Origin of the sequence: Streptomyces sp. WG5 (assembly GCF_049974565.1) — a bacterium.
Lineage (GTDB): Bacteria > Actinomycetota > Actinomycetes > Streptomycetales > Streptomycetaceae > Streptomyces.
Genome location: NZ_JBNGGC010000016.1, coordinates 48,929 through 70,039 on the forward strand (window position 1 = coordinate 48,929; position 21,111 = coordinate 70,039).

Annotated in this window: 21 protein-coding genes and 1 pseudogene; 11 read left to right on the forward strand and 11 right to left on the reverse strand. The window is 73.7% G+C overall.

Features of this window, described 5'->3' with window-relative positions:
* Positions 1 to 198: 198 nt before the first annotated feature.
* Entirely contained in the window at positions 199 to 1,074 is an 876-nt protein-coding gene (locus tag ACP4IX_RS18640) for a TIGR03619 family F420-dependent LLM class oxidoreductase (protein ID WP_426556147.1), read from the forward strand.
* Positions 1,071 to 1,586 carry a nuclear transport factor 2 family protein gene (locus ACP4IX_RS18645; RefSeq protein ID WP_426556148.1) on the forward strand — a complete coding sequence of 172 codons (516 nt, stop codon included), beginning with the start codon at positions 1,071 to 1,073 and terminating at the stop codon, positions 1,584 to 1,586. Before ACP4IX_RS18640 ends, ACP4IX_RS18645 begins: the two co-directional genes overlap by 4 nt.
* 52 nt (positions 1,587 to 1,638) lie before the next feature.
* Here ACP4IX_RS18645 and ACP4IX_RS18650 read toward each other — a convergent pair whose 3' ends face one another.
* Positions 1,639 to 2,559 (reverse strand): SDR family oxidoreductase, encoded by a 921-nt coding sequence (locus tag ACP4IX_RS18650; RefSeq protein WP_426556149.1) that lies wholly within the window; start codon positions 2,557 to 2,559, stop codon positions 1,639 to 1,641.
* A 127-nt stretch (positions 2,560 to 2,686) separates the two neighbouring features.
* On the opposite strand from ACP4IX_RS18650, the gene ACP4IX_RS18655 reads away from it, so the two are divergent.
* Genes ACP4IX_RS18655 through ACP4IX_RS18670 form a run of 4 tightly spaced genes read left to right on the forward strand, consistent with a single transcriptional unit; the run spans position 2,687 to position 6,202 of the window.
* Complete coding sequence (locus ACP4IX_RS18655; protein ID WP_426556150.1) at positions 2,687 to 3,490, forward strand: enoyl-CoA hydratase family protein; 804 nt, start codon at positions 2,687 to 2,689, stop codon at positions 3,488 to 3,490.
* A gap of 14 nt (positions 3,491 to 3,504) precedes the next feature.
* Positions 3,505 to 4,353, forward strand: coding sequence for a CoA transferase subunit A (locus tag ACP4IX_RS18660; RefSeq protein ID WP_426556203.1), 849 nt, complete (start codon positions 3,505 to 3,507; stop codon positions 4,351 to 4,353).
* Positions 4,350 to 5,126, forward strand: a complete 777-nt coding sequence (locus ACP4IX_RS18665) for a CoA-transferase subunit beta (protein WP_426521631.1) — start codon at positions 4,350 to 4,352, stop codon at positions 5,124 to 5,126. Before ACP4IX_RS18660 ends, ACP4IX_RS18665 begins: the two co-directional genes overlap by 4 nt.
* Positions 5,123 to 6,202, forward strand: coding sequence for an NAD(P)H-dependent flavin oxidoreductase (locus ACP4IX_RS18670; protein WP_426521632.1), 1,080 nt, complete (start codon positions 5,123 to 5,125; stop codon positions 6,200 to 6,202). Before ACP4IX_RS18665 ends, ACP4IX_RS18670 begins: the two co-directional genes overlap by 4 nt.
* A gap of 70 nt (positions 6,203 to 6,272) precedes the next feature.
* On the opposite strand, the gene ACP4IX_RS18675 is transcribed toward ACP4IX_RS18670, so the two are convergent.
* The 6 genes from ACP4IX_RS18675 to ACP4IX_RS18700 form a co-directional block, all read right to left on the reverse strand.
* Entirely contained in the window at positions 6,273 to 7,277 is a 1,005-nt protein-coding gene (locus ACP4IX_RS18675) for a HEAT repeat domain-containing protein (RefSeq protein WP_426556151.1), read from the reverse strand.
* Positions 7,278 to 7,283: 6 nt separating this feature from the next.
* Positions 7,284 to 7,952 carry a HEAT repeat domain-containing protein gene (locus tag ACP4IX_RS18680; RefSeq protein WP_426556152.1) on the reverse strand — a complete coding sequence of 223 codons (669 nt, stop codon included), beginning with the start codon at positions 7,950 to 7,952 and terminating at the stop codon, positions 7,284 to 7,286.
* A gap of 88 nt (positions 7,953 to 8,040) precedes the next feature.
* Positions 8,041 to 9,198, reverse strand: coding sequence for an acetyl-CoA C-acetyltransferase (locus ACP4IX_RS18685; protein WP_426521635.1), 1,158 nt, complete (start codon positions 9,196 to 9,198; stop codon positions 8,041 to 8,043).
* 76 nt (positions 9,199 to 9,274) lie between these two features.
* Positions 9,275 to 9,892 (reverse strand): TetR/AcrR family transcriptional regulator, encoded by a 618-nt coding sequence (locus tag ACP4IX_RS18690; RefSeq protein WP_426521636.1) that lies wholly within the window; start codon positions 9,890 to 9,892, stop codon positions 9,275 to 9,277.
* Positions 9,893 to 9,896: 4 nt separating this feature from the next.
* Positions 9,897 to 10,685 carry an SDR family oxidoreductase gene (locus ACP4IX_RS18695; RefSeq protein ID WP_426556153.1) on the reverse strand — a complete coding sequence of 263 codons (789 nt, stop codon included), beginning with the start codon at positions 10,683 to 10,685 and terminating at the stop codon, positions 9,897 to 9,899.
* Complete coding sequence (locus tag ACP4IX_RS18700) at positions 10,682 to 11,848, reverse strand: acyl-CoA dehydrogenase family protein (RefSeq protein WP_426556154.1); 1,167 nt, start codon at positions 11,846 to 11,848, stop codon at positions 10,682 to 10,684. Before ACP4IX_RS18700 ends, ACP4IX_RS18695 begins: the two co-directional genes overlap by 4 nt.
* Positions 11,849 to 11,893: 45 nt before the next feature.
* Here ACP4IX_RS18700 and ACP4IX_RS18705 point away from each other — a divergent pair, with 45 nt between their 5' ends.
* The 5 genes from ACP4IX_RS18705 to ACP4IX_RS18725 are packed head-to-tail and all read left to right on the forward strand — an operon-like array spanning position 11,894 to position 16,890.
* Positions 11,894 to 12,769 (forward strand): enoyl-CoA hydratase, encoded by an 876-nt coding sequence (locus tag ACP4IX_RS18705; RefSeq protein WP_426556155.1) that lies wholly within the window; start codon positions 11,894 to 11,896, stop codon positions 12,767 to 12,769.
* Entirely contained in the window at positions 12,769 to 13,944 is a 1,176-nt protein-coding gene (locus ACP4IX_RS18710; RefSeq protein ID WP_426556156.1) for an acyl-CoA dehydrogenase family protein, read from the forward strand. Before ACP4IX_RS18705 ends, ACP4IX_RS18710 begins: the two co-directional genes overlap by 1 nt.
* Positions 13,944 to 14,957: an acyl-CoA dehydrogenase family protein gene (locus tag ACP4IX_RS18715; RefSeq protein ID WP_426521641.1), complete on the forward strand. Its 1,014-nt coding sequence runs from the start codon at positions 13,944 to 13,946 to the stop codon at positions 14,955 to 14,957. The genes ACP4IX_RS18710 and ACP4IX_RS18715 overlap by 1 nt, the downstream gene beginning before the upstream one ends.
* Positions 14,958 to 14,997: 40 nt before the next feature.
* Positions 14,998 to 16,071 (forward strand): acyl-CoA dehydrogenase family protein, encoded by a 1,074-nt coding sequence (locus ACP4IX_RS18720; RefSeq protein WP_426521642.1) that lies wholly within the window; start codon positions 14,998 to 15,000, stop codon positions 16,069 to 16,071.
* Positions 16,072 to 16,101: 30 nt separating this feature from the next.
* Positions 16,102 to 16,890, forward strand: a complete 789-nt coding sequence (locus ACP4IX_RS18725; protein ID WP_426556157.1) for an SDR family oxidoreductase — start codon at positions 16,102 to 16,104, stop codon at positions 16,888 to 16,890.
* Positions 16,891 to 17,015: 125 nt separating this feature from the next.
* On the opposite strand, the pseudogene ACP4IX_RS18730 reads toward ACP4IX_RS18725, so the two are convergent.
* The 4 genes and pseudogenes from ACP4IX_RS18730 to ACP4IX_RS18745 all read right to left on the reverse strand — a co-directional run.
* A pseudogene (locus tag ACP4IX_RS18730) lies at positions 17,016 to 17,276 on the reverse strand (SDR family oxidoreductase); the annotation flags it as partial.
* 31 nt (positions 17,277 to 17,307) lie between these two features.
* Entirely contained in the window at positions 17,308 to 18,474 is a 1,167-nt protein-coding gene (gene hsaA, locus ACP4IX_RS18735) for a 3-hydroxy-9,10-secoandrosta-1,3,5(10)-triene-9,17-dione monooxygenase oxygenase subunit (RefSeq protein WP_426521644.1), read from the reverse strand.
* Between the two features lie 88 nt (positions 18,475 to 18,562).
* A complete protein-coding gene (locus ACP4IX_RS18740; protein ID WP_426556158.1) occupies positions 18,563 to 20,212 on the reverse strand; it encodes an AMP-binding protein in 1,650 nt (549 codons plus the stop codon).
* A gap of 84 nt (positions 20,213 to 20,296) precedes the next feature.
* Entirely contained in the window at positions 20,297 to 21,109 is an 813-nt protein-coding gene (locus ACP4IX_RS18745) for an SDR family NAD(P)-dependent oxidoreductase (RefSeq protein WP_426521646.1), read from the reverse strand.
* Positions 21,110 to 21,111 lie beyond the last annotated feature (2 nt).

Consider the following 21,111-nt stretch of genomic DNA (forward strand, 5'->3'; position numbering starts at 1 on the left):
CTTCCGCCGGCCGCCGATGTTGTCGCGTGCCGCGCGGGCGCGGTGCACAGGGTTCCGGTCAGTGGGACCCGGCCGCATCCGGCGCGGGGCCCGGACTTGGATGGCCTCTCCCCCTCCGTCCCGTCGCTTCTTCCAGCCGTCCGTCCCGTCCTGTGTCCCGCCCCGTCCTGTCGCGTCGCATCCGAGAGAGGTGCCCCCATGCGGATCGGCATCACCAGTCCCGTCGTCACGGCCGTGCCCGGCGTCCACTCCCCGTGGGAGCGCGGCGCCGGCATCGAGGAGCTGGGGGCGGTCGCCGAGGCCGCCGACCGGCTCGGTTTCCATCATCTGACCTGCTCGGAACATGTGGCGGTGCCCGCCGACGTCGCCGAGCAGCGAGGCGGGACCTACTGGGACCCGCTCGCCACCTTCGGATACCTCGCCGCCCGCACCCGGCACATCCGGTTCGCCACCCAGGTGCTGGTGCTCGGCTACCACCACCCGCTGGCCGTCGCGAAGCGCTACGGCACGCTGGACCGGATCTCGGGCGGGCGGCTCGTCCTCGGGCTCGGTGTCGGCAGTCTGGAGGAGGAGTTCCGGCTGCTCGGCGCGGCCTTCGAGGGGCGCGGCGCGATCGCCGACGACGCCCTCGCCGCGCTGCGGGCCTCGCTCTCCCGGCGCGAACCCGCCCATCACGGCGAGTACTTCGGCTACGAGGGGTTCGTGGTGGAGCCGCACGCGGTGCAGGAGCGGGTGCCGCTGTGGATCGGCGGCCGTACACCGCGTTCGCTGCGCCGGGCGGTGGCGTACGGCGACGGCTGGGTGCCGTTCGGGCTGCCGCTGGACCGGCTGCGCGAGATGGTCGGTGCCGCGCCGCTGCCGGAGGGCTTCGAGGTGGTGCTGAGCGCGGGCCGCCCGCTCGACCCGTCCGGTGACGCGGACGGTACGGCGAAGGCGCTGCGCGGGGTGTCCGAGGCGGGCGCCACCCTGGTCAGCGTGTCACTGGCCGCGGAGTCCGCGAGCCACTACGCGGAGCAGTTGGAGGCACTGGCCCGGATCGCCGGTGCCGTGGCGGCCGAGGAGGGGACGGCATGAGCGAGGAGCGTCTGGCGGCCCTCGAGACGCGGCTGCGGCGCCTGGAGGACGAACGGGACATCGCCCGGATGATGGCCTCCTACGGGCCGCTGGTCGACGGCGGCGACGCGGACGGTGTCGCCGCGCTGTGGGCGACCGACGGTGTCTACGACATCGACGAGCTCTTCCTCGCGGGCCGGGAGCAGATCGGTGGGATGGTGCGGTCCGCCGCACACCGGGGCTGGATCCGGCAGGGCTGCGCGCATGTCGTGGGGCCGCCGCACATCACGGTCGACGGTGACGAGGCGGTCGCGGTGTGCCACTCGCTGATGGTGGTGCACGAGGAGGGCCGGTACGTGGTGCGCCGGGCCACCGCCAACCACTGGCTGCTGCGCCGTGCGGACTCCGGAGCCGGTATCGGTACCGGCTGCGGTTGGCAGGTGGTGACGCGGACCAACCGGATCCTGGACGGCCGCCCGGAGTCACCCGCGCTGCTGGCCGGTGGGGTGCGCGGAGAACCGGCGGAGGGCTGAGTGGTCGTGCGGCGGGGGTGATGGCGCATCGTCACCACCCCCGCCGCACGCGTCAGCGCGCGCCGTACACCGGCTGCGGGGCCTCGGACGCGGCGAGCAGCTTCGCCGCCGCCTCCCCGGCCTCCGCCGGGCTCCAGCGTGCCCCCTGGTCGGCGGTGGGGCCGGGCCGCCAGCCCTCCATCACGGTGATCCGTCCGGCCTCTGCCTCGAAGACCCGGCCGGTCACCCCGGCCGAGGCCGCGGAGCCGAGCCACACGACGAGCGGCGAGACGTTCTCGGGGGCCATCGCGTCGAATCCGCCCTCTCCGGGCGCCGCCATGGTCTCGGCGAAGGTCTCCTCGGTCATGCGGGTGCGCGCGGCCGGTGCGATCGCGTTGACCTGGACTCCGTAGCGGCCCATCTCGGCGGCGGCGACCAGGGTGAGTCCGACGACGCCCGCCTTGGCGGCGGCGTAGTTGCCCTGGCCGACGCTGCCCAGCAGGCCCGCGCCCGAGCTGGTGTTGATCACCCGTGCCGCCGGGACGCGGCCCGCCCTGGCCTCGGCGCGCCAGTGCGCCGCCGCGTGCTTGAGCGGCAGGAAGTGGCCCTTGAGGTGGACGCGCATCACCGCGTCCCAGTCGTCCTCGTCCAGGTTGACGAGCATCCGGTCGCGCAGGAACCCGGCGTTGTTCACGAGGGTGTCGAGCCGCCCGAAGGAGTCGAGCGCGGTGGCGACGAGGGAGGCCGCGCCGTCGGTGGTGGCGATGTCACCGCCGTGCGCGACGGCCTCACCGCCGGCCGCGCGGATCTCCTCGACGACCTGCTGTGCGGGGCCGCTGCCGGCTCCCGAGCCGTCGAGTCCCACGCCGAGGTCGTTGACGACGACGTTCGCGCCCTCGGCGGCGAACGCGAGGGCGTGTGCGCGGCCGAGTCCGCGGCCGGCGCCGGTGACGGCGACGACACGGCCGGCGCACAGGGCGGTCGGTGAGGTCATGGCGGTGTCCTTCCGGGAGGGCCGGGGGCGTCGCCGTACCGCTCAGTGGCACGGCACTCCCCCGGCGTTCGCATCACTGCTACCTTCTGCCAAACAAACGTTTGGTGGAAAGGTAGCTGATCTGCTCATGGGTGTCTCCACCTCCGCCCCCCAAGAGGGCGTCGCCGTCGTCACCGTGGACTTCCCCCCGGTCAACGCCCTTCCCGTGCGGGGCTGGTACGAGCTGGCCGCCGCGGTGCGCGCCGCCGGCGCCGATCCGGGGGTGCGCTGCGTGGTGCTCACCGCCGAGGGCCGTGGCTTCAACGCGGGCGTGGACATCAAGGAGATGCAGCGTGCCGACGGGCACGAGGCGCTGATCGGCGCCAACCGCGGCTGCGCCGAGGCGTTCGCCGCGGTCTACGAGTGCGAGGTCCCGGTGGTCGCCGCCGTGCACGGCTTCTGCCTGGGCGGCGGCATCGGTCTGGTGGGCAACGCGGACGCGATCGTGGCGAGCGAGGACGCCACCTTCGGGCTGCCGGAGCTGGACCGGGGCGCGCTCGGCGCGGCCACGCACCTCGCCCGGCTCGTCCCCCAGCACCTGATGCGGGCCCTGTACTACACCTCGCGCACCGCGACGGCCGGGGAACTGCACCGGCACGGTTCCGTGTGGCGTGTCGTCCCGCGCGACGAACTGCGGGCGTCGGCCCTCGGGCTGGCCGGCGAGATCGCCGCCAAGGACGGCTACCTGATCCGGCTGGCCAAGGCCGCCATCAACGGCATCGACCCGGTCGACGTTCGCCGCAGCTACCGCTTCGAGCAGGGCTTCACCTTCGAGGCCAACCTCAGCGGGGTCGCCGACCGGGTGCGCGACACCTTCGGCACGGACACGGACACGGACACGGACACGGACACGGACACGGACACGGACACAGGCAGGGAGCAGCGGGCGTGACCCAGGACAAGACGATGACGGCCGACGACGTGGTCGGCCGGCTGCGCAGCGGCATGACGATCGGCATCGGCGGCTGGGGCTCGCGCCGCAAGCCGATGGCCCTCGTCCGGGCGCTGCTGCGCTCGGACCTCACCGACCTGACCGTGATCTCGTACGGCGGGCCGGACGTGGGCCTGCTCGCCGCCGCGGGGAAGATCCGCAAGCTGGTCGCGGCGTTCGGCACGCTCGACTCGATACCCCTGGAGCCGCACTTCACCGCGGCCCGGCAGCGCGGGGCGTTCGAGATGGTGGAACTCGACGAGGCGATGCTCATGTGGGGCCTGACCGCCGGCGCGCAGCGGCTGCCCTTCATTCCCGTACGGGCCGGTCTCGGCTCGGACGTGCTGGAGGTCAACCCGTCGCTGCGCACGGTCCGGTCGCCCTACGGGGACGGTGAGGAACTGGTCGCGGCGCCGGCCCTGCGCATGGACGCCGCCCTGGTCCACCTGAACCGCTCGGACCGGCACGGCAACGGCCAGTACCTGGGCCCCGACCCGTACTTCGACGACCTGTTCTGCGAGGCCGCCGACCACGCGTACGTCTCCTGCGAGCGGATCGTCGACACGGCGGACCTGCTCAAGGGGCACGGGCCGCAGACCCTGCTGGTCAAGCGCCTGTTCGTGGACGGGGTCGTGGAGACACCGAACGGCGCGCACTTCACCTCCTGCGTGCCCGACCACGACCGCGACGAGGCCTTCCAGCGCGCCTATGTCCGCGCCGCCCGCGATCCCGGGGAGTGGGAGGCCTTCACCGAACGGTTCCTGTCCGGGGACGAAGCCGCCTACCAGGCCGCCGTGGCGGCGTTCCACCAGGAGGAAGCATGAGCGCCACCGAGACCGGCCTGCCCGCCGCGACCCGCGCCGAGCACTGCGTGGTGGCCTGCGCCGAGGCCTGGCGGGACGCCGGTGAGGTCCTCGCCAGCCCGATGGGCACCGTCCCGGCCATCGGGGCGCGACTGGCGAAGCTCACCTTCTCGCCCGAACTGCTGCTGACCGACGGGGAGGCGCTTCTCATGGCCGACGTGCCCGCGATCGGCTCGGTGCCGGGAGCCGTCGAGGGATGGCTGCCGTTCCGTCAGCACCTCGCGCTGACCGCCACCGGCCGCCGGCACGTGATGATGGGCGCCAGTCAGCTCGACCGGTACGGCAACCAGAACATCTCCTGCATCGGCGACTGGGCCAGGCCCACCCGGCAGTTGCTCGGTGTGCGCGGCGCACCCGTGAACACCCTGAACAACCCCACCAGTTACTGGGTGCCGAAGCACTCGGCGCGGGTCTTCGTCGAACGCGTCGACATGGTCAGCGGCGTCGGTCACGACCGGGCCGCGGCGGCCGGCCCGTCGGCGACGCGCTACCACCGCCTGCCCGGCGTGATCACCGATCTGGGCGTCTTCGACTTCGAGACCCCCGACCGCACGATGCGGCTGCGCTCCCTGCACCCCGGGGTCACCGTCGAGCAGGTCACCGGGGCCACCGGATTCGCCCTCGCGATCCCTGACGAGGTGCCCTTCACCCGCGAGCCCACCGAGGCGGAGCTGCGGCTGATCCGCGAGGTCATCGACCCGAAGGGGCTGCGGGAGCGGGAGGTGCCGGCATGAGCGGACCCGCCCCGTCCCCCGCCGCGTTCCCCACCGCGCTCACCGAACTGACCGGGGTCCGGTACCCGATCGTGCAGACCGGAATGGGCTGGGTGGCAGGCCCTCGGCTCGTGTCCGCCTCCGCGAACGCCGGGGCGCTCGGCGTCCTCGCCTCCGCCACGATGACCGTGGAGCAGCTGCGTGCCGCGGTCCGCGAGGTCAGGTCCCGTACGGACGCGCCGTTCGGGGTCAACCTCCGGGCGGACGCCGGGGACGCCGCGGACCGGGTGCGGATCATCGTCGAGGAGGGGGTGCGGGTGGCGTCCTTCGCCCTCGCCCCCTCCAAGGACCTGATCGCCCGGCTCAAGGACGCCGGCGTCGTCGTCATCCCTTCCGTCGGCGCCCGCCGGCACGCGGAGAAGGTGGCCGCGTGGGGCGCGGACGCGGTGATGGTCCAGGGCGGCGAGGGCGGCGGTCACACGGGCGAGGTGGCCACCACGGTCCTGCTTCCCCAGGTCGTGGACGCGGTCGACATCCCGGTGATCGCCGCCGGCGGCTTCCACGACGGCCGCGGCCTGCTCGCCGCGCTCGCCTTCGGGGCGGCCGGGATCGGGATGGGCACGCGCTTCCTGCTCACCTCCGACAGCACCGTCCCCGAGGCGGTGAAGGCGAAGTACCTGGCCGCCACCGTCAAGGACGTCACGGTCACCACCCGCGTGGACGGGCTGCCGCACCGCATGCTCCGTACCGCCATGGTCGACTCGCTGGAGCGTTCCGGCCGCGTCACCTCGCTGCTGCGCGCGGCGCGGCACGCCTCGGCCTTCCGGAAGGAGTCCGGTGCGAGCTGGCCCCGGCTCGTGCGGGACGGGATGGCGATGAAGCACGGCAAGGAGCTGTCGTGGAGTCAGGTGCTGCTGGCCGCCAACACCCCCATGCTGCTCAAGGCCTCACTGGTCGAGGGACGCACCGACATCGGGGTGATGGCCTCGGGCCAGGTCGCCGGCCTGATCGAGGACCTGCCGTCCTGCTCGGAACTGGTCGAGCGCGTCATCGGGGAGGCCCGGGCGGCGCTGAGGACCCTGCCGGGGGCGGGCTGACGCCACGACGCCCGCACACGGTGGCGGGGGTGGTCGTGTCGCCGGGAAGTCCCGGCCCGGGAAGGTCCCGTCACCGCGCGCCGCGTCTGCCCAGCAGGTAGGCCGCGGTGAGCGCGACGGCGCGGTCCTCGTCGTGCGTCAGCTCCGCGAGGGCGCGTGACGTCGTGGCTCCCGGGACGTCGGCGAGCGCCTGGGTCAGCCGTCGGCGCACGGACGGCTCCGCGGCGCCGTGGGTGAGGCGGTCGACGAGCCCGGTGGCGATCCGGCCCGCCAACTCGGGGCGACCGGCCAGCGTGCCCAGGACGTCCGCCGCGTCGACGTCGTTCGCGCCCTCGGCCACCATGTCGACGAGGGTGGGGACCGCGTCGGCCTCCCCGCGGGCCCCCAGTTCCAGGGCCGCGTACCGGCGGACCGCGAGGTCCGGGTGGGCGAGCGCGTCCCGCAGCAGTGCGGTCGCCGCGTCGTCCGGGAACTCGGTGATGGACCGGACCGCGCGCCCCCGCACCTCGGCCACGGGGGAGCCGAGCCCCTCCGCCAGCAGGGCCAGCCCGCGCCCGTCCGATCGCGCCAGAGCCCAGCGCAGGGCTCCGGCGACGTTCGGGTCCGTCTCGTTGAGCACCGCCTCGACCAGTGCCTCCGTGGGCACCGGAACTTCTTCGGCCGAGGCCAGGGCCGCGCTCTGGCGCATGCCCGCGCTGGGCGACCCCAGTGCCTTCAGGAGCGCGGCGGCCTCGAGGACGTCCTCCCAGTCGGCGGGTTCCGCGGTACCGATCCGACGGAGCCGGGTGAGCAGCTCCGTCTCGGCCGCGATGCGTTCCCGCGTCCGCCGGATCAGGTCCTCGACGAGTTCGGACGGCAGGAAACCGGGGTCGTCGAGCGCGCGACCGACCTCGCGCAGGGACAGCCCCAGGGATCGCAGGCTCTCGATGTGGAAGACACGCCGGCAGTCCTCGCCGGAGTACTCCCGGTATCCGGCCCCGGTCCGTCCCGTGGGCCGCACCAGGCCCAGCGACTCGTAGTGCCTGAGCATGCGGGCGCTGACCCCCGACTTCCGTGCCACCTCACCGATCAGCACCGCCCGTCACCCCTCCTGGCCGTACGGGCCGAGGGCGACGACGCGCTTCGCCTCGTCGAGCGCGAACCCGAACCCGGCGTCGGGGTCGCGCAGCAGCCGTTCCGTGGCGATCGCGTGCGCGCGCACGTCCGGGTCCGCGTCCGTCATCGCCGCGCGCAGCACCGGCAGGATCACCTCACCGAGCGCGACCAGTGCCCGGCTGAGGCTCAGCCGCGTCTCCCGCTCACCGCGCCCGAGCTGGGTCGACAGCGTGTCCGCCAGCTCGCCTTCCCCGCCGTCGGGCACGAGCACGACCGCCGCCCGCCAGGCGCTCCGGGCCACCTCGTCGTCGGTGTCGGCGAGCAGCGAGGGGGTGAGGGCCGGCCACGCCCGGCGGTCACCGATCTTGGACAGGGTGTGCAGGGCCTGGCCGCGTGCCTGCGCGCGCTGTGACCGCACCTCGTCGATCAGCCTCGGGACCGTCGTGGACGCCGGGTGCCGGGTGAGCGCCCACGTCAGCATCTCCCGTACCTGGAAGTCGGGCTCGGTCGCGCAGCGTTCGACGAGCCCGCCGACGTACCGCGGGTCGGGGGACGTACCGACCGCCATCGCCGTGCGCAGCCGCACCGACGCACGGCCGTCCTCCAGGCCGCGCAGGGCTCGCGGCGTGTTCGTGTCCTGTTCCGGCAGGGTCATCGGGACCACCTCCACGACCCAGTGAAGGCCTTGTCACCGTGTCAAGGTCAAGCGGAGCGCGTACGGGACCCCCGGCACCCGCGCCCGGTCAGAGGCGTTCGATGATGGTGACGTTGGCCTGGCCGCCGCCTTCGCACATGGTCTGGAGGCCGTAGCGGCCGCCGGTGCGCTCCAACTCGTGCAGCAGGGTCGTCATCAGCTTGGTGCCGGTCGCGCCGAGCGGGTGGCCGAGCGCGATGGCGCCGCCGTTGACGTTGACCCGGTCCGGGTCGGCGCCGGTCTCCTTCAGCCAGGCCAGGACGACCGGGGCGAACGCCTCGTTGATCTCGACCAGGTCCATGTCGTCGATGGACATCCCGGCCTTCTTCAGCGCGTACGCCGTCGCCGGGATCGGCGCGGACAGCATCCGGATCGGGTCCTCACCGCGCACCGACAGGTGGTGGACGCGGGCCCGGGGGGTGAGGCCGTGTTCGGCGACGGCGCGCTCCGAGGCGATGAGCATCGCGGAGGCGCCGTCGGAGACCTGGGAGGAAACCCCGGCGGTGAGCCGGCCACCCTCCACCACCGGCTTGAGGCCGGCCATCTTCTCCAGCGAGGTGTCGCGGCGCGGGCCCTCGTCGGTGGTGACGTCGCCGTACGCGACGGTCTCGCGGTCGAAGCGGCCCTCGTCGATGGCGCGCAGGGCCCGCTGGTGCGAGCGGAGCGCGAAGTGCTCCATGTCCTCGCGGGAGATGTCCCACGTCTCGGCGATGAGTTCGGCGCCGTGGAACTGGTTGACGGGCGCGTCGCCGTAGCGGGCGCGCCAGCCCGCCGAGCCCGCGTAGGGGCCGTCGGTGAGGCCGAGGGGTTCGGCGGCCTGGCGGCCGGCGAAGGCGATCGGGATCATCGACATGTTCTGCGTGCCGCCCGCGACGACCAGGTCCTGGGTGCCGGAGAGCACGCCCTGCGCGGCGAAGTGGACGGCCTGCTGGGAGGAGCCGCACTGCCGGTCGACGGTGGTGCCGGGCACCTCCTCGGGCAGGCCCGCCGCGAGCCAGGCGGTGCGGGCGATGTCCCCGGCCTGCGGTCCGACGGTGTCCAGGCAGCCGAGGACGACGTCGTCCACGGCGGCCGGGTCGACGCCGGCGCGTTCGACGAGCGCCCTGATGACATGGGCGCCGAGGTCGGCGGGGTGGACGGCACTGAGTCCGCCGTTGCGCCGGCCGACCGGGGTGCGGACCGCTTCGACTATGTAGGCCTCGGCCATGACTGCTCCTTCGTGAACGGTATGTCCGTGAACGGGACGGCGGGTGCCGGGACGGCGGGTGCCGGGATGACGGGTGTCAGGTGCGCGGGGTGATGCCTTCCAGGACCATGGACAGGTACTGCCGGGCGATCTCCTCCGGGCTGTGGGTGCCGTCGGGGCGGTACCAGGAGGCGGCCACCCACACGGTGTCGCGCACGAACCGGTAGACGAGCCGGACGTCCAGGTCGCCGCGGAAGACCTTCTCGGTGACCCCGCGTTCCAGGGTGCGCAGCCAGGCGTTCTCGAACCTGGCCTGGGAATCGGCGAGGTAGCCGAAGCGCGGCTGGGCGGAGAGGTGCCTGGACTCCTTCTGGTAGATGGCGACCGCGGGCCCGTGCCGGTCGATCTGCCGGAAGGACTCGGTGACGAGGGCCTCGATGGTCTCGCGCGGCCCGAGTCCGGCGGCGAGGACGGTGTCGTAGCCCGCCCACAGTTCGTCCAGGAAGGCGGAGAGGATCTCGTCCAGCATCGACTCCTTGGAGTCGAAGTGGTAGTAGAGGCTGCCCGCGAGCATCCCGGCGGCGTCCGCGATGCGGCGGACGGTGGTGGCGTTGTAGCCCTGGTCGGCGAAGACCTGGGCGGCGGTGGCCAGGATCTCGGCGCGGCGCGCGGCGGAGGACGTGGACGGTGCGGAGGCGGAGGAGTCGCTGTTCATCCCGTCATGCTCTCTGACTGCTGACGGAGACGGTCTCACCGGTCATGTACGAGGAGTAGTCGCTGGCCAGGAAGACGATGACGTTGGCGATCTCCCACGGCTCGGCGTAGCGGCCGAAGGCCTCGCGTTCGGTGAGCTCGGTGAGGAGTTCGGGGGTGGTCACCTTCGCCAGGTGCGGGTGCATGGCGAGGCTCGGGGCGACGGCGTTCACCCGTACGCCGAAGTCCGCGGCCTCCAGGGCGGCGCAGCGGGTGAGGGCCATGACCCCGGCCTTGGCCGCGGCGTAGTGGGCCTGGCCGCGCTGGGCCCGCCAGCCGATGACGGAGGCGTTGTTGACCACGACACCCCCGCCGTCCTGTTCCCTGAGGCGGCGCAGGGCGGCGCGGGTGCAGCGGAAGGTGCCGGTGAGGGTGACGTCGAGGACCTTGGACCACTGGTCGTCGCTCATGTCGACGAGGTCGGCCGTGCCGCCGAGGCCGGCGTTGTTGACGACGACGTCGAGGCCGCCGTGGCGCTCGGCGGCGAGCGCGAACAGGGCGTCGACCTGCTGTTCGTCGGTGACGTCGCAGGGCAGCCCGGCGACGTTGCCGGCGCCGAACTCCTCGGCGAGCGCGGCGGCACTCTCCTGGAGGCGCCGTTCGTGGGCGTCGCCGATGACGACCCGGGCGCCCTCCTGAAGGAATCTGCGGGCGGTGGCGCCGCCGATCCCGGCGCCGGCGGCGGCGGTGATCACTGCGGTGCGTCCGGCCAGGAGGGAGTGCCCCGGTACGTGGGGCGGGGCCTGGGGGGTCACGGGCGGGCCTCCTTGGGCAGGCCGAGGACGCGCTCGGCGATGATGGTGCGCTGGATCTCGTTGGACCCGGCGTAGATGGTGTCGGAGCGGGAGAAGAGGAACAGCCGCTGCCCGTCGTCGAGGTCGTAGGGCTTCCCCGCCGCGAGCATGCCGTCCGCGCCGCGGACGTCCATGGCGAGTTCGCCGAGTTCGCGGTGCCAGGTGGCCCAGAAGATCTTGCCGATGGACGCCTCCGGGCCGGGCGCGCCGACGGCGACGCCGTCGAGCATGCGCAGGGCGTTGCAGCGGATGGTCTCCAGGCCGGTCCACGCGCGGGCGAGCCGGTCGCGGATCAGCGGGTCCTCCGCCGCGCCGTTGCGCCTGGCCAGTTCGATCAGCGTCTCCAGTTCGCGCCGGAAGCCGACCTGCTGGCCGAGGGTGGAGACGCCGCGCTCGAAACCGAGGGTGGCCATGGCCACGCGCCAGCCGTCGCCGGGGGCCCCGACGATGTGCTCGGCCCGGGTGCGGGCGCCGTCGAAGAAGACCTCGTTGAACTCGGACGTGCCGGTCAGCTGGGTGATGGGCCGGATCTCGACGCCCGGCTGATCAAGCGGGACCAGGAGGTACGACAGGCCCTGGTGGCGGGACGATCCGGGCTCGGTGCGGGCGAGAACGAAGCACCACTGCGACTCGTGAGCGAGTGACGTCCAGGTCTTCTGCCCGGTGACGACCCAGTCGTCGCCCTCCCGCACGGCCCGGGTCCGTACGTTCGCCAGGTCGGAGCCCGCGTCGGGCTCGCTGTAGCCCTGGCACCACAGTTCCTCCGCCGCGACGATCGGCGGCAGGAAGCGGGCCCGCTGCCCGGAGGTGCCGAAGGCCACCAGGGTCGGGCCGAGCAGCTGCTCGCCTATGTGGTTGACCCGGGCGGGCGCGTCGGCTAGGGCGTACTCCTCGTGGAAGGCGACCTGCTGCTCGATGGTCGCGCCCCGGCCGCCGTACTCCTCGGGCCAGCCGACGCACGTCCAGCCGGCGGCGGCCATGTGCCGCTCCCACTCCAGCCGTTCGGCGAAGACCTCGTGCTCACGACCGGGTCCGCCGCGGCCGCGCAGGCTCGCGAAGGCGCCGGTGAGGTTGGCGGCCAGCCAGCCGCGGATCTCGGCGCGGAACTCCTCGACGCTGCTCATGCCGTTACGTTAATCTACCAAACACTTGTTAGGGAAGGAGGGCAGATGCCTGCTGCCCACGACGGACCCGACGCACCCCCTGAACTCGACGCACCCGTGCGCTACGAGAAGCGGGGCCCGGTCGCGACGGTCACCATGAACCGGCCCGACTACCGCAACGCCCAGAACTCCGCGATGACCTACGCCCTGGACCGGGCGTTCTACCGCGCGGCCGACGACGACGAGGTGAAGGCCGTCGTCCTGGCCGGGGCGGGCAAGCACTTCTCCGCCGGCCACGACATAGGCACCCCCGAGCGGGACGCCCACCTGCCGTTCGAGCGCCGGGCGGGACTGTGGTGGGACCACTCGGACAAGGGGGGCGCGGAGAGCCGCTACGCCCGCGAGTCCGAGGTGTACCTGGGCATGTGCCGCCGCTGGCGTGAGCTGCCCAAGCCGGTCGTCGCGTCCGTGCAGGGCGCGTGTGTGGCGGGCGGGCTGATGCTCGCCTGGGTGTGCGACCTGATCGTCGCCTCCGAGGACGCGTTCTTCGCCGACCCGGTGGTGCGGATGGGCATCCCGGGTGTCGAGTACTTCGCCCACCCGTGGGTGATGCCACCGCGCGTCGCCAAGGAGTTCCTCTTCACCGGCGACCGCATGAGCGCCCGGCGCGCGTACGAGGTCGGCATGGTCAACCGGGTCGTCCCCCGTGAGGAACTGGCTCAGCAGACCGAGGAGTTGGCGCTGCGCATCGCCGAGATGCCCCGCCTCGGGCTGGCCCTGACCAAGCGCGCCGTCAACCAGGCCGAGGACCTCCAGGGCCTGCACACCGGCCTGGACTCGGTGTTCGGCCTGCACCACCTGGCGCACGCCCACAACGCCGAGACCGCGCCGGACGCGCTCGGCGGCATGGACATCCGCGCGATGAAGAAGGCGGGCGGCTGATGGACCTCGACTTCAGCGAGGCGGACGAGGCGTTTCGCGCCGAGGTCCGCGAGTGGCTGACGGCTCACGTGCCGGCCACTCCCCTGCCGTCCCTGGAGAGTGCCGAGGGCTTCGCCGCCCACCGGGAGTGGGAGGCCGAGCTGTCCGCCGACCGCTGGTCGGTGGTGTCCTGGCCCGAGGAGTACGGCGGGCGGGGCGCCTCGATCCTGCGCTGGCTGGTCTTCGAGGAGGAGTACTACGCCGCCGGCGCCCCCGGGCGGGTCAGCCAGAACGGCATCAACCTGCTCGCCCCCACCCTCTTCGAACACGGCACCGCCGAGCAGCGGGCCCGGATCCTGCCCGCGATGGCACGCGGCGAGGTCATCTGGGCGCAGGCCTGGTCCGAGCCCGAGTCCGGTTCCGACCTGGCCTCGCTGAGGTCGACGGCCCGGCGCACCGACGGCGGCTGGCTGCTGAGCGGCCAGAAGACCTGGTCGTCCCGGGCCGCCTTCGCCGACCGGGCCTTCGGCCTCTTCCGCAGCGACCCGGACGCCGGAAAGCCGCACCACGGGCTGACGTACCTGATGTTCCCGCTGGACGCCGAGGGTGTCACCGTGCGGCCGATCGGGCGCCTCGACGGCCGGCCGGCCTTCGCGGAACTCTTCCTGGACGACGTGTTCGTGCCGGACGAGGACGTGATCGGGGAGCCCGGCCAGGGCTGGCGGGTCGCGATGAGCACCACCGGCAACGAGCGCGGGCTCACCCTGCGCAGCCCGGGGCGCTTCACGGCCGCCGCCGACCGGCTGACCGCGCTGTGGCGCGAGCACGCCGACCCCGCGGACACCGCGCTGCGCGACCGGGTCGCCGACGCGGTGATCGGCGCCCGCGCCTACCGGCTGTTCTCCTACGCGGGCGCCTCCCGCGTCCTGCACGACGAGGACGGACCGGCCGGCGCCGCCTCCAGCCTCAACAAGGTCTACTGGTCCGAACTGGACATCGCCCTGCACGAGACGGCACTGGACCTGCTCGGCCCGTCCGGCGAACTCGCCGACCACGCCGAGGAGTCACCCGCCCACGGCGCCTGGGCCGAGGGGTACACCTTCGCCCTCGCCGGTCCGATCTACGCCGGTACCAACGAGATCCAGCGCGACATCATCGCCGAGCGCCTGCTCGGCCTGCCGAAGGGACGCCGGTGATGCGGTTCCTCCTCGACGCCGAGCAGCGGGAGTTCGCCCGTTCCCTCGACGGACTGCTCACCTCCTGCGACACGCCGGCCGCGATCCGGTCCTGGGCCGCCGGTGAGCACGCTCCCGGGCGGGCGGTCTGGGGGCGGCTGGCGGGCGCGGGGGTGTTCGCGCTCGCCGTGCCGGAGCGGTACGACGGCTTCGGCTTCCTGCCCCTCGAACTCACCGTCGCCTTCACCGAGCTGGGCCGCCACGCGGTCCCCGGCCCCCTGGTCGAGACGGTCGCGGCGGCTGCCCTGCTGGACCGCCTGAACGGGCCGGGCGGGCTGAACGGCCAGGGCGACGCCCGAGCGGCCGACGCGCACCTGCCCGGCATCGCCGCCGGCAAGACCGTCGCCTCCCTCCGCCTGACCGGTCTCGGCCCGTACGCCCTGGACGCCGACGTCGCCGACGCGGTCTTCGTCGTGGACGGCGACGTGCTGCGCGTCGCCGGGACGGCGGGTCCCGTCCAACCCTCGGCAGACCCGGGACGGCGCCTGTTCCGGGTGTCCGGCGGGACGGTCCTCGCCGAGGGGCCTGCCGTGACCGCCGCCGCCGCGCACGCGGCCGACGTGGCGGCGCTCGCCACCGCGGCCCAGGCCCTCGGCGTCGGCCGCGCGCTGCTCACCCGTACCGTCGAATACGTCAAGCAGCGCACCCAGTTCGGCGTGGCCGTCGGCTCCTTCCAGGCCGTCAAGCACCGGCTGGCGGACACCCTCGTCGCCCTGGAGTTCGCCGAGCCCCTGGTGCACGGCGCCGCGCTCGCGCTCGCCGCCGGCTCCGCACGGGCCGGCCGGGAGATCGCCGCCGCCAAGGTCACGGCCGGCGAGGCCGCCCACCGGGCCGCGCGCACGGCCCTCCAGTTGCACGGAGCGGTGGGCTACACCGACGAACTGGACCTGTCCCTATGGATCCGCAAGACCCGCCCGCTGCGCGACGCCTGGGGCACCCCGGCCGCCTGCCGGGCCCGCGTACTGGCCGCCTGACGCGCGCGGCAGCGCGCGCCACACCGAGGGGAGCAGCCCGATGAGGCTGACGGAGGAGCAGGAAGAGCTGCGGTCGGCCGTACGGTCGTTGCTGACCCGGCACGAGGGGGCCGCGGCCTGGGAGCCGCTGGCCGAGCAGATCGGCGCGGCCGGGCTGGCCGTGCCCGAGGAGTACGGGGGCGCGGGCGGCGGCGCCCGCGACGTCCACGTACTGATGGAGGAACTGGGCCGCGGCCTGAGTCCGTTGCCGCTGCTCGGCTCGGCGGTGCTCACGGCGGGTGCGCTGCTGGCCTCCGGTGACAAGGAGGCCTGCGGGCGCCTGCTGCCGCCGCTCGCCGAGGGCCGCTCGGTGGGCGCCCTGGCCTGGGCCGAGCGGGGCTCCTGGGACGCGGCGGCCGTGCGTGCCGAGGCCCTGCCCGGACCGGACGGCGCGTGGCGGGTCACCGGGACCAAGGAGTACGTACTGGACTGGCCCGGCGTCGGCCTGCTGCTCGTCGCGGCCCGTACGGCGGCCGGTGTCTCCCTCTTCGAAGTGGCGGTGGACGCGCCCGGGGCGCACCGCACGCCCGCCGTCACCATGGACGGCACCCGCGGCCAGGCACGGTGGGTCCTGGACGGCGCCGAGGGGCGCCTGATCGGTGTGGACGGCGACGGGGAGCGGACCCTCGCGCACGTGCGGGACCTGGGCTGCGCGGCGCTCGCCGCGGAGCAGGTGGGCGCCGCCGGGCGCTGCCTCGAACTCACCGTCGCCTACGCCCGGGACCGGGTGCAGTTCGGCCGTCCCATCGGCTCGTTCCAGGCGGTCAAGCACCGGCTCGCGGACGCCTACGTGCTGGTCGAGTCGGCGCGTTCGGCGGCACTCGGCGCGGCCTTCGCCGCCGACGAGGACCCGGCCGCGCTGCCGCGGGCCGCCGCCGTCGCGAAGTCGGTCTGCTCCGAGGCCTTCTCGGCGGTGGCCGGCGAGACGATCCAGCTGCACGGCGGGATCGGCATCACCTGGGAGCACGACGCGCACCGCTACTTCAAGCGGGCGCACGGAGCGGGCGAGCTGTTCGGCGCGCCCGCGCGGCACCGGGCCCGGCTCGCCGCCGGGCTCGGGCTGACCTCCCACTGAGCAGACTCGACACGCAGAGAGGCCGGATCCATGGACATCGGCAATCCGTTGGACTTCACGGGACGCGTGGTGCTCGTCACCGGCGGCACCAAGGGCATCGGCGCCGCCATCGCGCAGGCGTTCCTCGCCGCCGGGGCCGACGTCGTCGTCTGCGGACGCAACGCGCCGGACAGCCTGCCCTCGGCACAGGGCCGCGAGGCGGTGTTCGTGGCCGCCGACGTGCGCGATGCCGGGGCGGCGGCCGGGCTCGTCGACAGCACGGTGGAGCGTTCCGGCCGACTCGACGTCCTCGTCAACAACGCGGGCGGCTCCCCGGACGCCGACGCCGCCACCGTCTCACCGAGGTTCGTGGAGAAGGTCGTCGCGCTCAACCTGCTCGCGCCGTTCTACGTGGCACAGGCGGCCCACCGCGTCATGCGCACCCAGCGCGGCGGCGGTTCGGTCGTCAACATCGGCAGCGTCTCCGCCCACGACCCGCAGCCGGGCACCGCCGCCTACACGGCCGCCAAGGCCGGACTGCTGGCCCTCACCAAGGCACTGGCCCTGGAGTGGGCGCCCGAGGTGCGGGTCAACCACGTCACCACCGGGCTGATCCGCACCGAGAGCGCGGCGTCCGTCTACGGCGCGGACGGCGGGGCGTCGGTGGCCGGCGTCATCCCGATGCAGCGGATGGCCGTGCCCGCGGACGTCGCCCGTGCCTGCCTGTTCCTCGCGAGCGACCTGGCCGGCTACGTCAACGGCGCCGACCTCGCGGTGCACGGCGGCGGCGAGTACCCGGCGCGCTTCCTCGCCGCGAAGGCCGCGAACGGGCCGGAGTGACGGGACGTGCCGGAGCCCGGGAGAGTGCCGCGCCCTCTCCCGGGCTCCCGTGCCGGTCACTCACCGCGTCGCCGTCCGGTGCGGCCCACCGGGAACTCCCGGTGGCGGGCTCCGCACGATCGAGGTCACGGCAGTTCGGGGGCCCAGGCGACGCCGTTGATGTGGGAACCGCCGTCGACGAAGAGCGTGTTGCCGGTGACGTAGCGCGCCCCCTCGCCCGCGAGGAACAGCGCCGCCGGGGCGATGTCCCGGTCGGGATCACCGATCCGCCCCATGGGGTTCATGCCACCGGCCTGCTTCTCCAGCCCGGGGTTCTCGCGCATCCTCCTCCGGAAGGCCGCGCTCTTCGCGCCGGGGCACAGGGCGTTGACCACGACGCCCGTGGGGGCCCACTCCCGGACGCCGGGGCGGCTTCGCTCAGACCAGGTTGTCCTCGACCGTCAGGCCGAACACCCCGCGGCCGTACATGGCGAGGGCCCGCTCCACGTCGTTGGCCACGTGGACGCTGCCCGCGTGGGCGTCGCGCCAGGCGCGCTCGATGGGGTTGCCGCGGCGCAGCGCGTTGCCGCCGGCGGTCTTGAAGAGCAGGTCGATCGCGGCGACCGCCCGCTCGGTGCCCCGGACCTGGTCCCGGCGGGTGCGCAGCCTCAGCTCCATGGGGATCTCCTGCCCGGCGGCGGCCAGTTCGGACAGCTCGCGCAGGTTGCGGTCCATCTGCAGGACGGTCGCGTCGATGTCGGAGGCGGCGCGCGCGATGGCGACCTGCGCGAAGGGGTCCTCGGTGAACCTGCCGCCGCCCAGGCTGAGCCGCACCCGCTCCTTCATCAGCGACGCGTACGACTCGTAGCCGCCGGACACGGCCCCGATCACCGGCGCCGTGATGGCACTGGTGAAGATCGCCCCGAACGGCAGCCGGTACAGCGGCCCCTTGTTGACCTGCTGCCCCGGCACCTTCAGCTGGGCCTGCTCGTAGTTGCGAAGGACCCGGTGGCCGGGCACGAAGGCGGAGTCGACGAGGATGTCGTTGCTCGCGGTGCCGCGCAGTCCGACGACGTCCCACGCGTCCTCGATGGTGTAGTCGCACCGGGGCACCAGGACGGTGAGGAAGTCCACCGGCCGTCCCTGCGCGCCGACGACCAGGGCGCCGAGCAGCGCCCACGTGGCGTGCTCGCAGCCCGAGGAGAAGCTCCAGCGGCCGGTGAGCCGGTAGCCGCCGTCGGCGGGGGTGAGCCGGCCGACCGGCGCGTACGACGAGGAGACGCGGGTGTCGGGGTCGTCGCCCCAGACGTCCTCCTGCGCCCGGCGCGGGAACAGGCCCAGCTGCCAGGGGTGCACGCCGAGTACGGACGCCACCCAGCCCGTGGAGCAGCAGACGGCGGAGATCGCCCGCACCACCTGGTAGAAGTCGACCGGGTCGCCTTCGAGGCCGCCGTACCGGGCGGGCTGCAGCATGCGGAAGACGCCGGCCTCGGTCAGCTCGCGGACCGTGGACTCGGGTATGCGCCGCGCCTCGTCCGCGGCCACGGCCCGTTTCCCGATGGCCGGCAGCAGCGCACGCACCGACTCCAGAACCTGATTGCCCATCGTCCGTCCTCCATGCTTTCGCGAGCCGTGTCCGTGCGGCGTCCGGCGGCGCCGTGTTCCTCAGTCCGCGGTGCGTCCGCGGTGGACCTCACTCCGTCCGCAGCGCGACCTTGTCGATCTTGCCGGAGGCGTTGCGCGGGAAAGTCCCGAGGACGACGACCTCGCGGGGGACCTTGAAGTTGGCGAGCCGTTCGCGGCAGTGGCCGAGGAGGGTCTCGGGGTCGGCCCCGGCACCCGGGCGGGCCGTCACGTACGCCCGTCCGACCTCCCCGAGCCGCACGTCGGGTACGCCGACCACGGCGGCCTCCGCGACGGTGTCGTGGCCGGCGAGTACCTGCTCGACCTCCGCCGGGTACACGTTGAACCCGCCGACCACGAACATGTCCTTCGAGCGCCCGGTGACGACCAGGTTGCCGCGCTCGTCGACGTGGCCGGTGTCGCCGGTGGCCAGCCAGCCGTCCGGGTCGACGGCCGCCGCGCTCGCCGCCGGGTCGTCCAGGTAGCCGAGCATCACGTTGTAGCCGCGGACCATGATCTCGCCGTCCCGGCCGGCGGGCAGCGGACGCCGGCCGCCGTCGGTGATCCGCACCTCGACGCCGTCGAGGGGACGGCCGGCGGTCAGCGCCACGGTCTCCGCGTCGTCGTCTGCGGAGCAGACGGTGACCGTGCCGCAGGACTCGGTGAGCCCGTAGGCGGTGAGCACCTCGGGGAAGAGTTCGGCCCGCATGCGCCGCACCAGCGCGACCGGTACGACGGCGGCCCCGGTCACCGCGAGACGCAGCGACGACAGGTCGAAGAGCTCTCTGCCCGGCGCGTCCAGGAGCTCGGTGTAGATCGTGGGCGGGCCGGGCAGGACACTGATCCGCTCGGCCTCGACGGCGGCCAGGGCCCGCTGGACGTCGAAGACGGGTTGCAGCACCATCGTGGCGCCCCTCAGCAGGCAGGCCAGGATGCCGGCCTTGTAGCCGAAGCAGTGGAAGAGCGGGTTGATGATCAGGTAACGGTCCTCGCCGGTGAGTCCGGTCCGGCCTGACCAGGCCCGGTAGGTGGTGAGGTTCTGCCGGTGGGTGGTCAGGGCGCCCTTGGGCCGGCCGGTCGTACCGGAGGTGAAGAGCAGGTCGGACGGGTCGTCGGGCCGGACGGAGGCGGTACGGACGGTGACTTCCGTGTCCGGCAGGTGGGCGCCGTAGGTGAGGAAGTCGTCCCAGGGCAGGGTGCCGGGGCGTTCGGTGCCGTCGAGCGTGACCACCCGGGACAGGCCGGGCAGGGCCGGCACCGGCCGGGTGCCGTCGCCGGACCTCTCGTCCTCGCGCTCGCCGTTGCCGTTGCGCCCGCCATCGCCACTGCCTTCACCTTCACCTTCACCCAGCATGGCCAGGTAGTCCTTGCCGAGGAAGCCGTTCTCGACGAACAGCAGCCGCGCTCCGCCGCGTTCCAGGAGCCAGCGTGCCTCGGCGCCCTTGTAGCGGGTGTTGACGGGGACCAGCACCGCGCCCGCCGACACGGCGGCGAGCGCGGCCACCACCCAACGGTGGCTGTTGGGTGCCCACGCGGCGATGCGGTCGCCGCGCCGGGTACCGAGCGCGAGCAGGGACTTCACGGCCGCCCGCACCTCGTCGCGCAACCGCGCCCAGGTCAGCCGCACGTCGCCGTCCACGAGGGCCTCCCGGTCGGCCAAGCGGACCGCGGCGAGGTCGAGGGCGTCGGGGATCGTCAGTGGGGGCTCGGTCTCGCTCATCTGCTCTCCGGGAGGGGACGGCGTACGCGGTCGGTACGAGGATGCGGACCGGCGGCGCCAGAAAATACGGTGCGCCGCACGCCGTCAGGAGGACACAGCAGAGGAGGCGGAGGGCGGCAGTAGCCGCCGCGACGCCTCGTGCGCGGCCAGGACCAGCTCGGCGCGGGGGAAGCCGCTGCGCTTCTCGGCCGTCCCGGCGTTCTCCCCGGCGACCCACACCGGCCCGTCGGCGAGGTGCTCCAGGCCCTCCCTGGCGACGTCCTCCGGCTCCGCGACCCGGAGACCGGGCAGGTCCATGCGCAGTCCGGCGCGTTCCATCGCGGGGGTCCGGGTCACTCCCAGGACCAGTTCCAGGACGTGGACGTCGTACTGCCCGAGTTCCAGCCAGAGGCCCTCGGCGAAGACGCGGCCGAAGGCCTTGGCCGCGGAGTAGACGCTGATCTGCGCCTGGCCCAGGAAGCCGGAGAGCGAGCCGACCAGCAGGATGCCGCCGCGGCGCCGTTCCCTCATCAGGGCGCCGAAGTGGTGGGTGAGGGTGAGCTGCGCGGTGATGTTCAGGTCCAGGACGCCCTGGACGCGGTCGAGGTCGCCGGTGACGAACTCGTGGCCGTAGGTGTTGGCTCCCGCGTTGAAGACCAGCAGGCCGACCTCCAGGCCGTCGGTGACCGTGCGGAGGGCCGGCAGGGCTCCGGGGTCGAGCAGGTCGAGGGTGAGGGTGCGCACCTCGACGCCCCTGGCCCGCGCCCGGCCGGCCGTCTCGTGCAGGGGGCCGGGCTTGCGGGCGATCAGGACCAGGTTGATCCCGGCGTCCGCGAGCAGCTCGGCGAAGGAGGCGCCGACCCCCTCGGAGCCGCCCGCGACGACCGCCCACGGCCCGTACACGCTCTTGTCGATCATCA

What these genes read in the sequence shown, in the direction of transcription:
- ACP4IX_RS18745 (WP_426521646.1), bottom strand. Translation starts at nt 21,109, where the DNA reads ATGATCGACAAGAGCGTGTACGGGCCGTGGGCGGTCGTCGCGGGCGGC.
- ACP4IX_RS18655 (WP_426556150.1), top strand. Translation starts at nt 2,687, where the DNA reads ATGGGTGTCTCCACCTCCGCCCCCCAAGAGGGCGTCGCCGTCGTCACC.
- ACP4IX_RS18685 (WP_426521635.1), bottom strand. Translation starts at nt 9,198, where the DNA reads ATGGCCGAGGCCTACATAGTCGAAGCGGTCCGCACCCCGGTCGGCCGG.
- ACP4IX_RS18665 (WP_426521631.1), top strand. Translation starts at nt 4,350, where the DNA reads ATGAGCGCCACCGAGACCGGCCTGCCCGCCGCGACCCGCGCCGAGCAC.
- hsaA (WP_426521644.1), bottom strand. Translation starts at nt 18,474, where the DNA reads ATGGGCAATCAGGTTCTGGAGTCGGTGCGTGCGCTGCTGCCGGCCATC.
- ACP4IX_RS18710 (WP_426556156.1), top strand. Translation starts at nt 12,769, where the DNA reads ATGGACCTCGACTTCAGCGAGGCGGACGAGGCGTTTCGCGCCGAGGTC.
- ACP4IX_RS18645 (WP_426556148.1), top strand. Translation starts at nt 1,071, where the DNA reads ATGAGCGAGGAGCGTCTGGCGGCCCTCGAGACGCGGCTGCGGCGCCTG.
- ACP4IX_RS18700 (WP_426556154.1), bottom strand. Translation starts at nt 11,848, where the DNA reads ATGAGCAGCGTCGAGGAGTTCCGCGCCGAGATCCGCGGCTGGCTGGCC.
- ACP4IX_RS18670 (WP_426521632.1), top strand. Translation starts at nt 5,123, where the DNA reads ATGAGCGGACCCGCCCCGTCCCCCGCCGCGTTCCCCACCGCGCTCACC.
- ACP4IX_RS18640 (WP_426556147.1), top strand. Translation starts at nt 199, where the DNA reads ATGCGGATCGGCATCACCAGTCCCGTCGTCACGGCCGTGCCCGGCGTC.
- ACP4IX_RS18740 (WP_426556158.1), bottom strand. Translation starts at nt 20,212, where the DNA reads ATGAGCGAGACCGAGCCCCCACTGACGATCCCCGACGCCCTCGACCTC.
- ACP4IX_RS18690 (WP_426521636.1), bottom strand. Translation starts at nt 9,892, where the DNA reads ATGAACAGCGACTCCTCCGCCTCCGCACCGTCCACGTCCTCCGCCGCG.
- ACP4IX_RS18725 (WP_426556157.1), top strand. Translation starts at nt 16,102, where the DNA reads ATGGACATCGGCAATCCGTTGGACTTCACGGGACGCGTGGTGCTCGTC.
- ACP4IX_RS18705 (WP_426556155.1), top strand. Translation starts at nt 11,894, where the DNA reads ATGCCTGCTGCCCACGACGGACCCGACGCACCCCCTGAACTCGACGCA.
- ACP4IX_RS18660 (WP_426556203.1), top strand. Translation starts at nt 3,505, where the DNA reads ATGACGGCCGACGACGTGGTCGGCCGGCTGCGCAGCGGCATGACGATC.
- ACP4IX_RS18680 (WP_426556152.1), bottom strand. Translation starts at nt 7,952, where the DNA reads ATGACCCTGCCGGAACAGGACACGAACACGCCGCGAGCCCTGCGCGGC.
- ACP4IX_RS18720 (WP_426521642.1), top strand. Translation starts at nt 14,998, where the DNA reads ATGAGGCTGACGGAGGAGCAGGAAGAGCTGCGGTCGGCCGTACGGTCG.
- ACP4IX_RS18650 (WP_426556149.1), bottom strand. Translation starts at nt 2,559, where the DNA reads ATGACCTCACCGACCGCCCTGTGCGCCGGCCGTGTCGTCGCCGTCACC.
- ACP4IX_RS18715 (WP_426521641.1), top strand. Translation starts at nt 13,944, where the DNA reads ATGCGGTTCCTCCTCGACGCCGAGCAGCGGGAGTTCGCCCGTTCCCTC.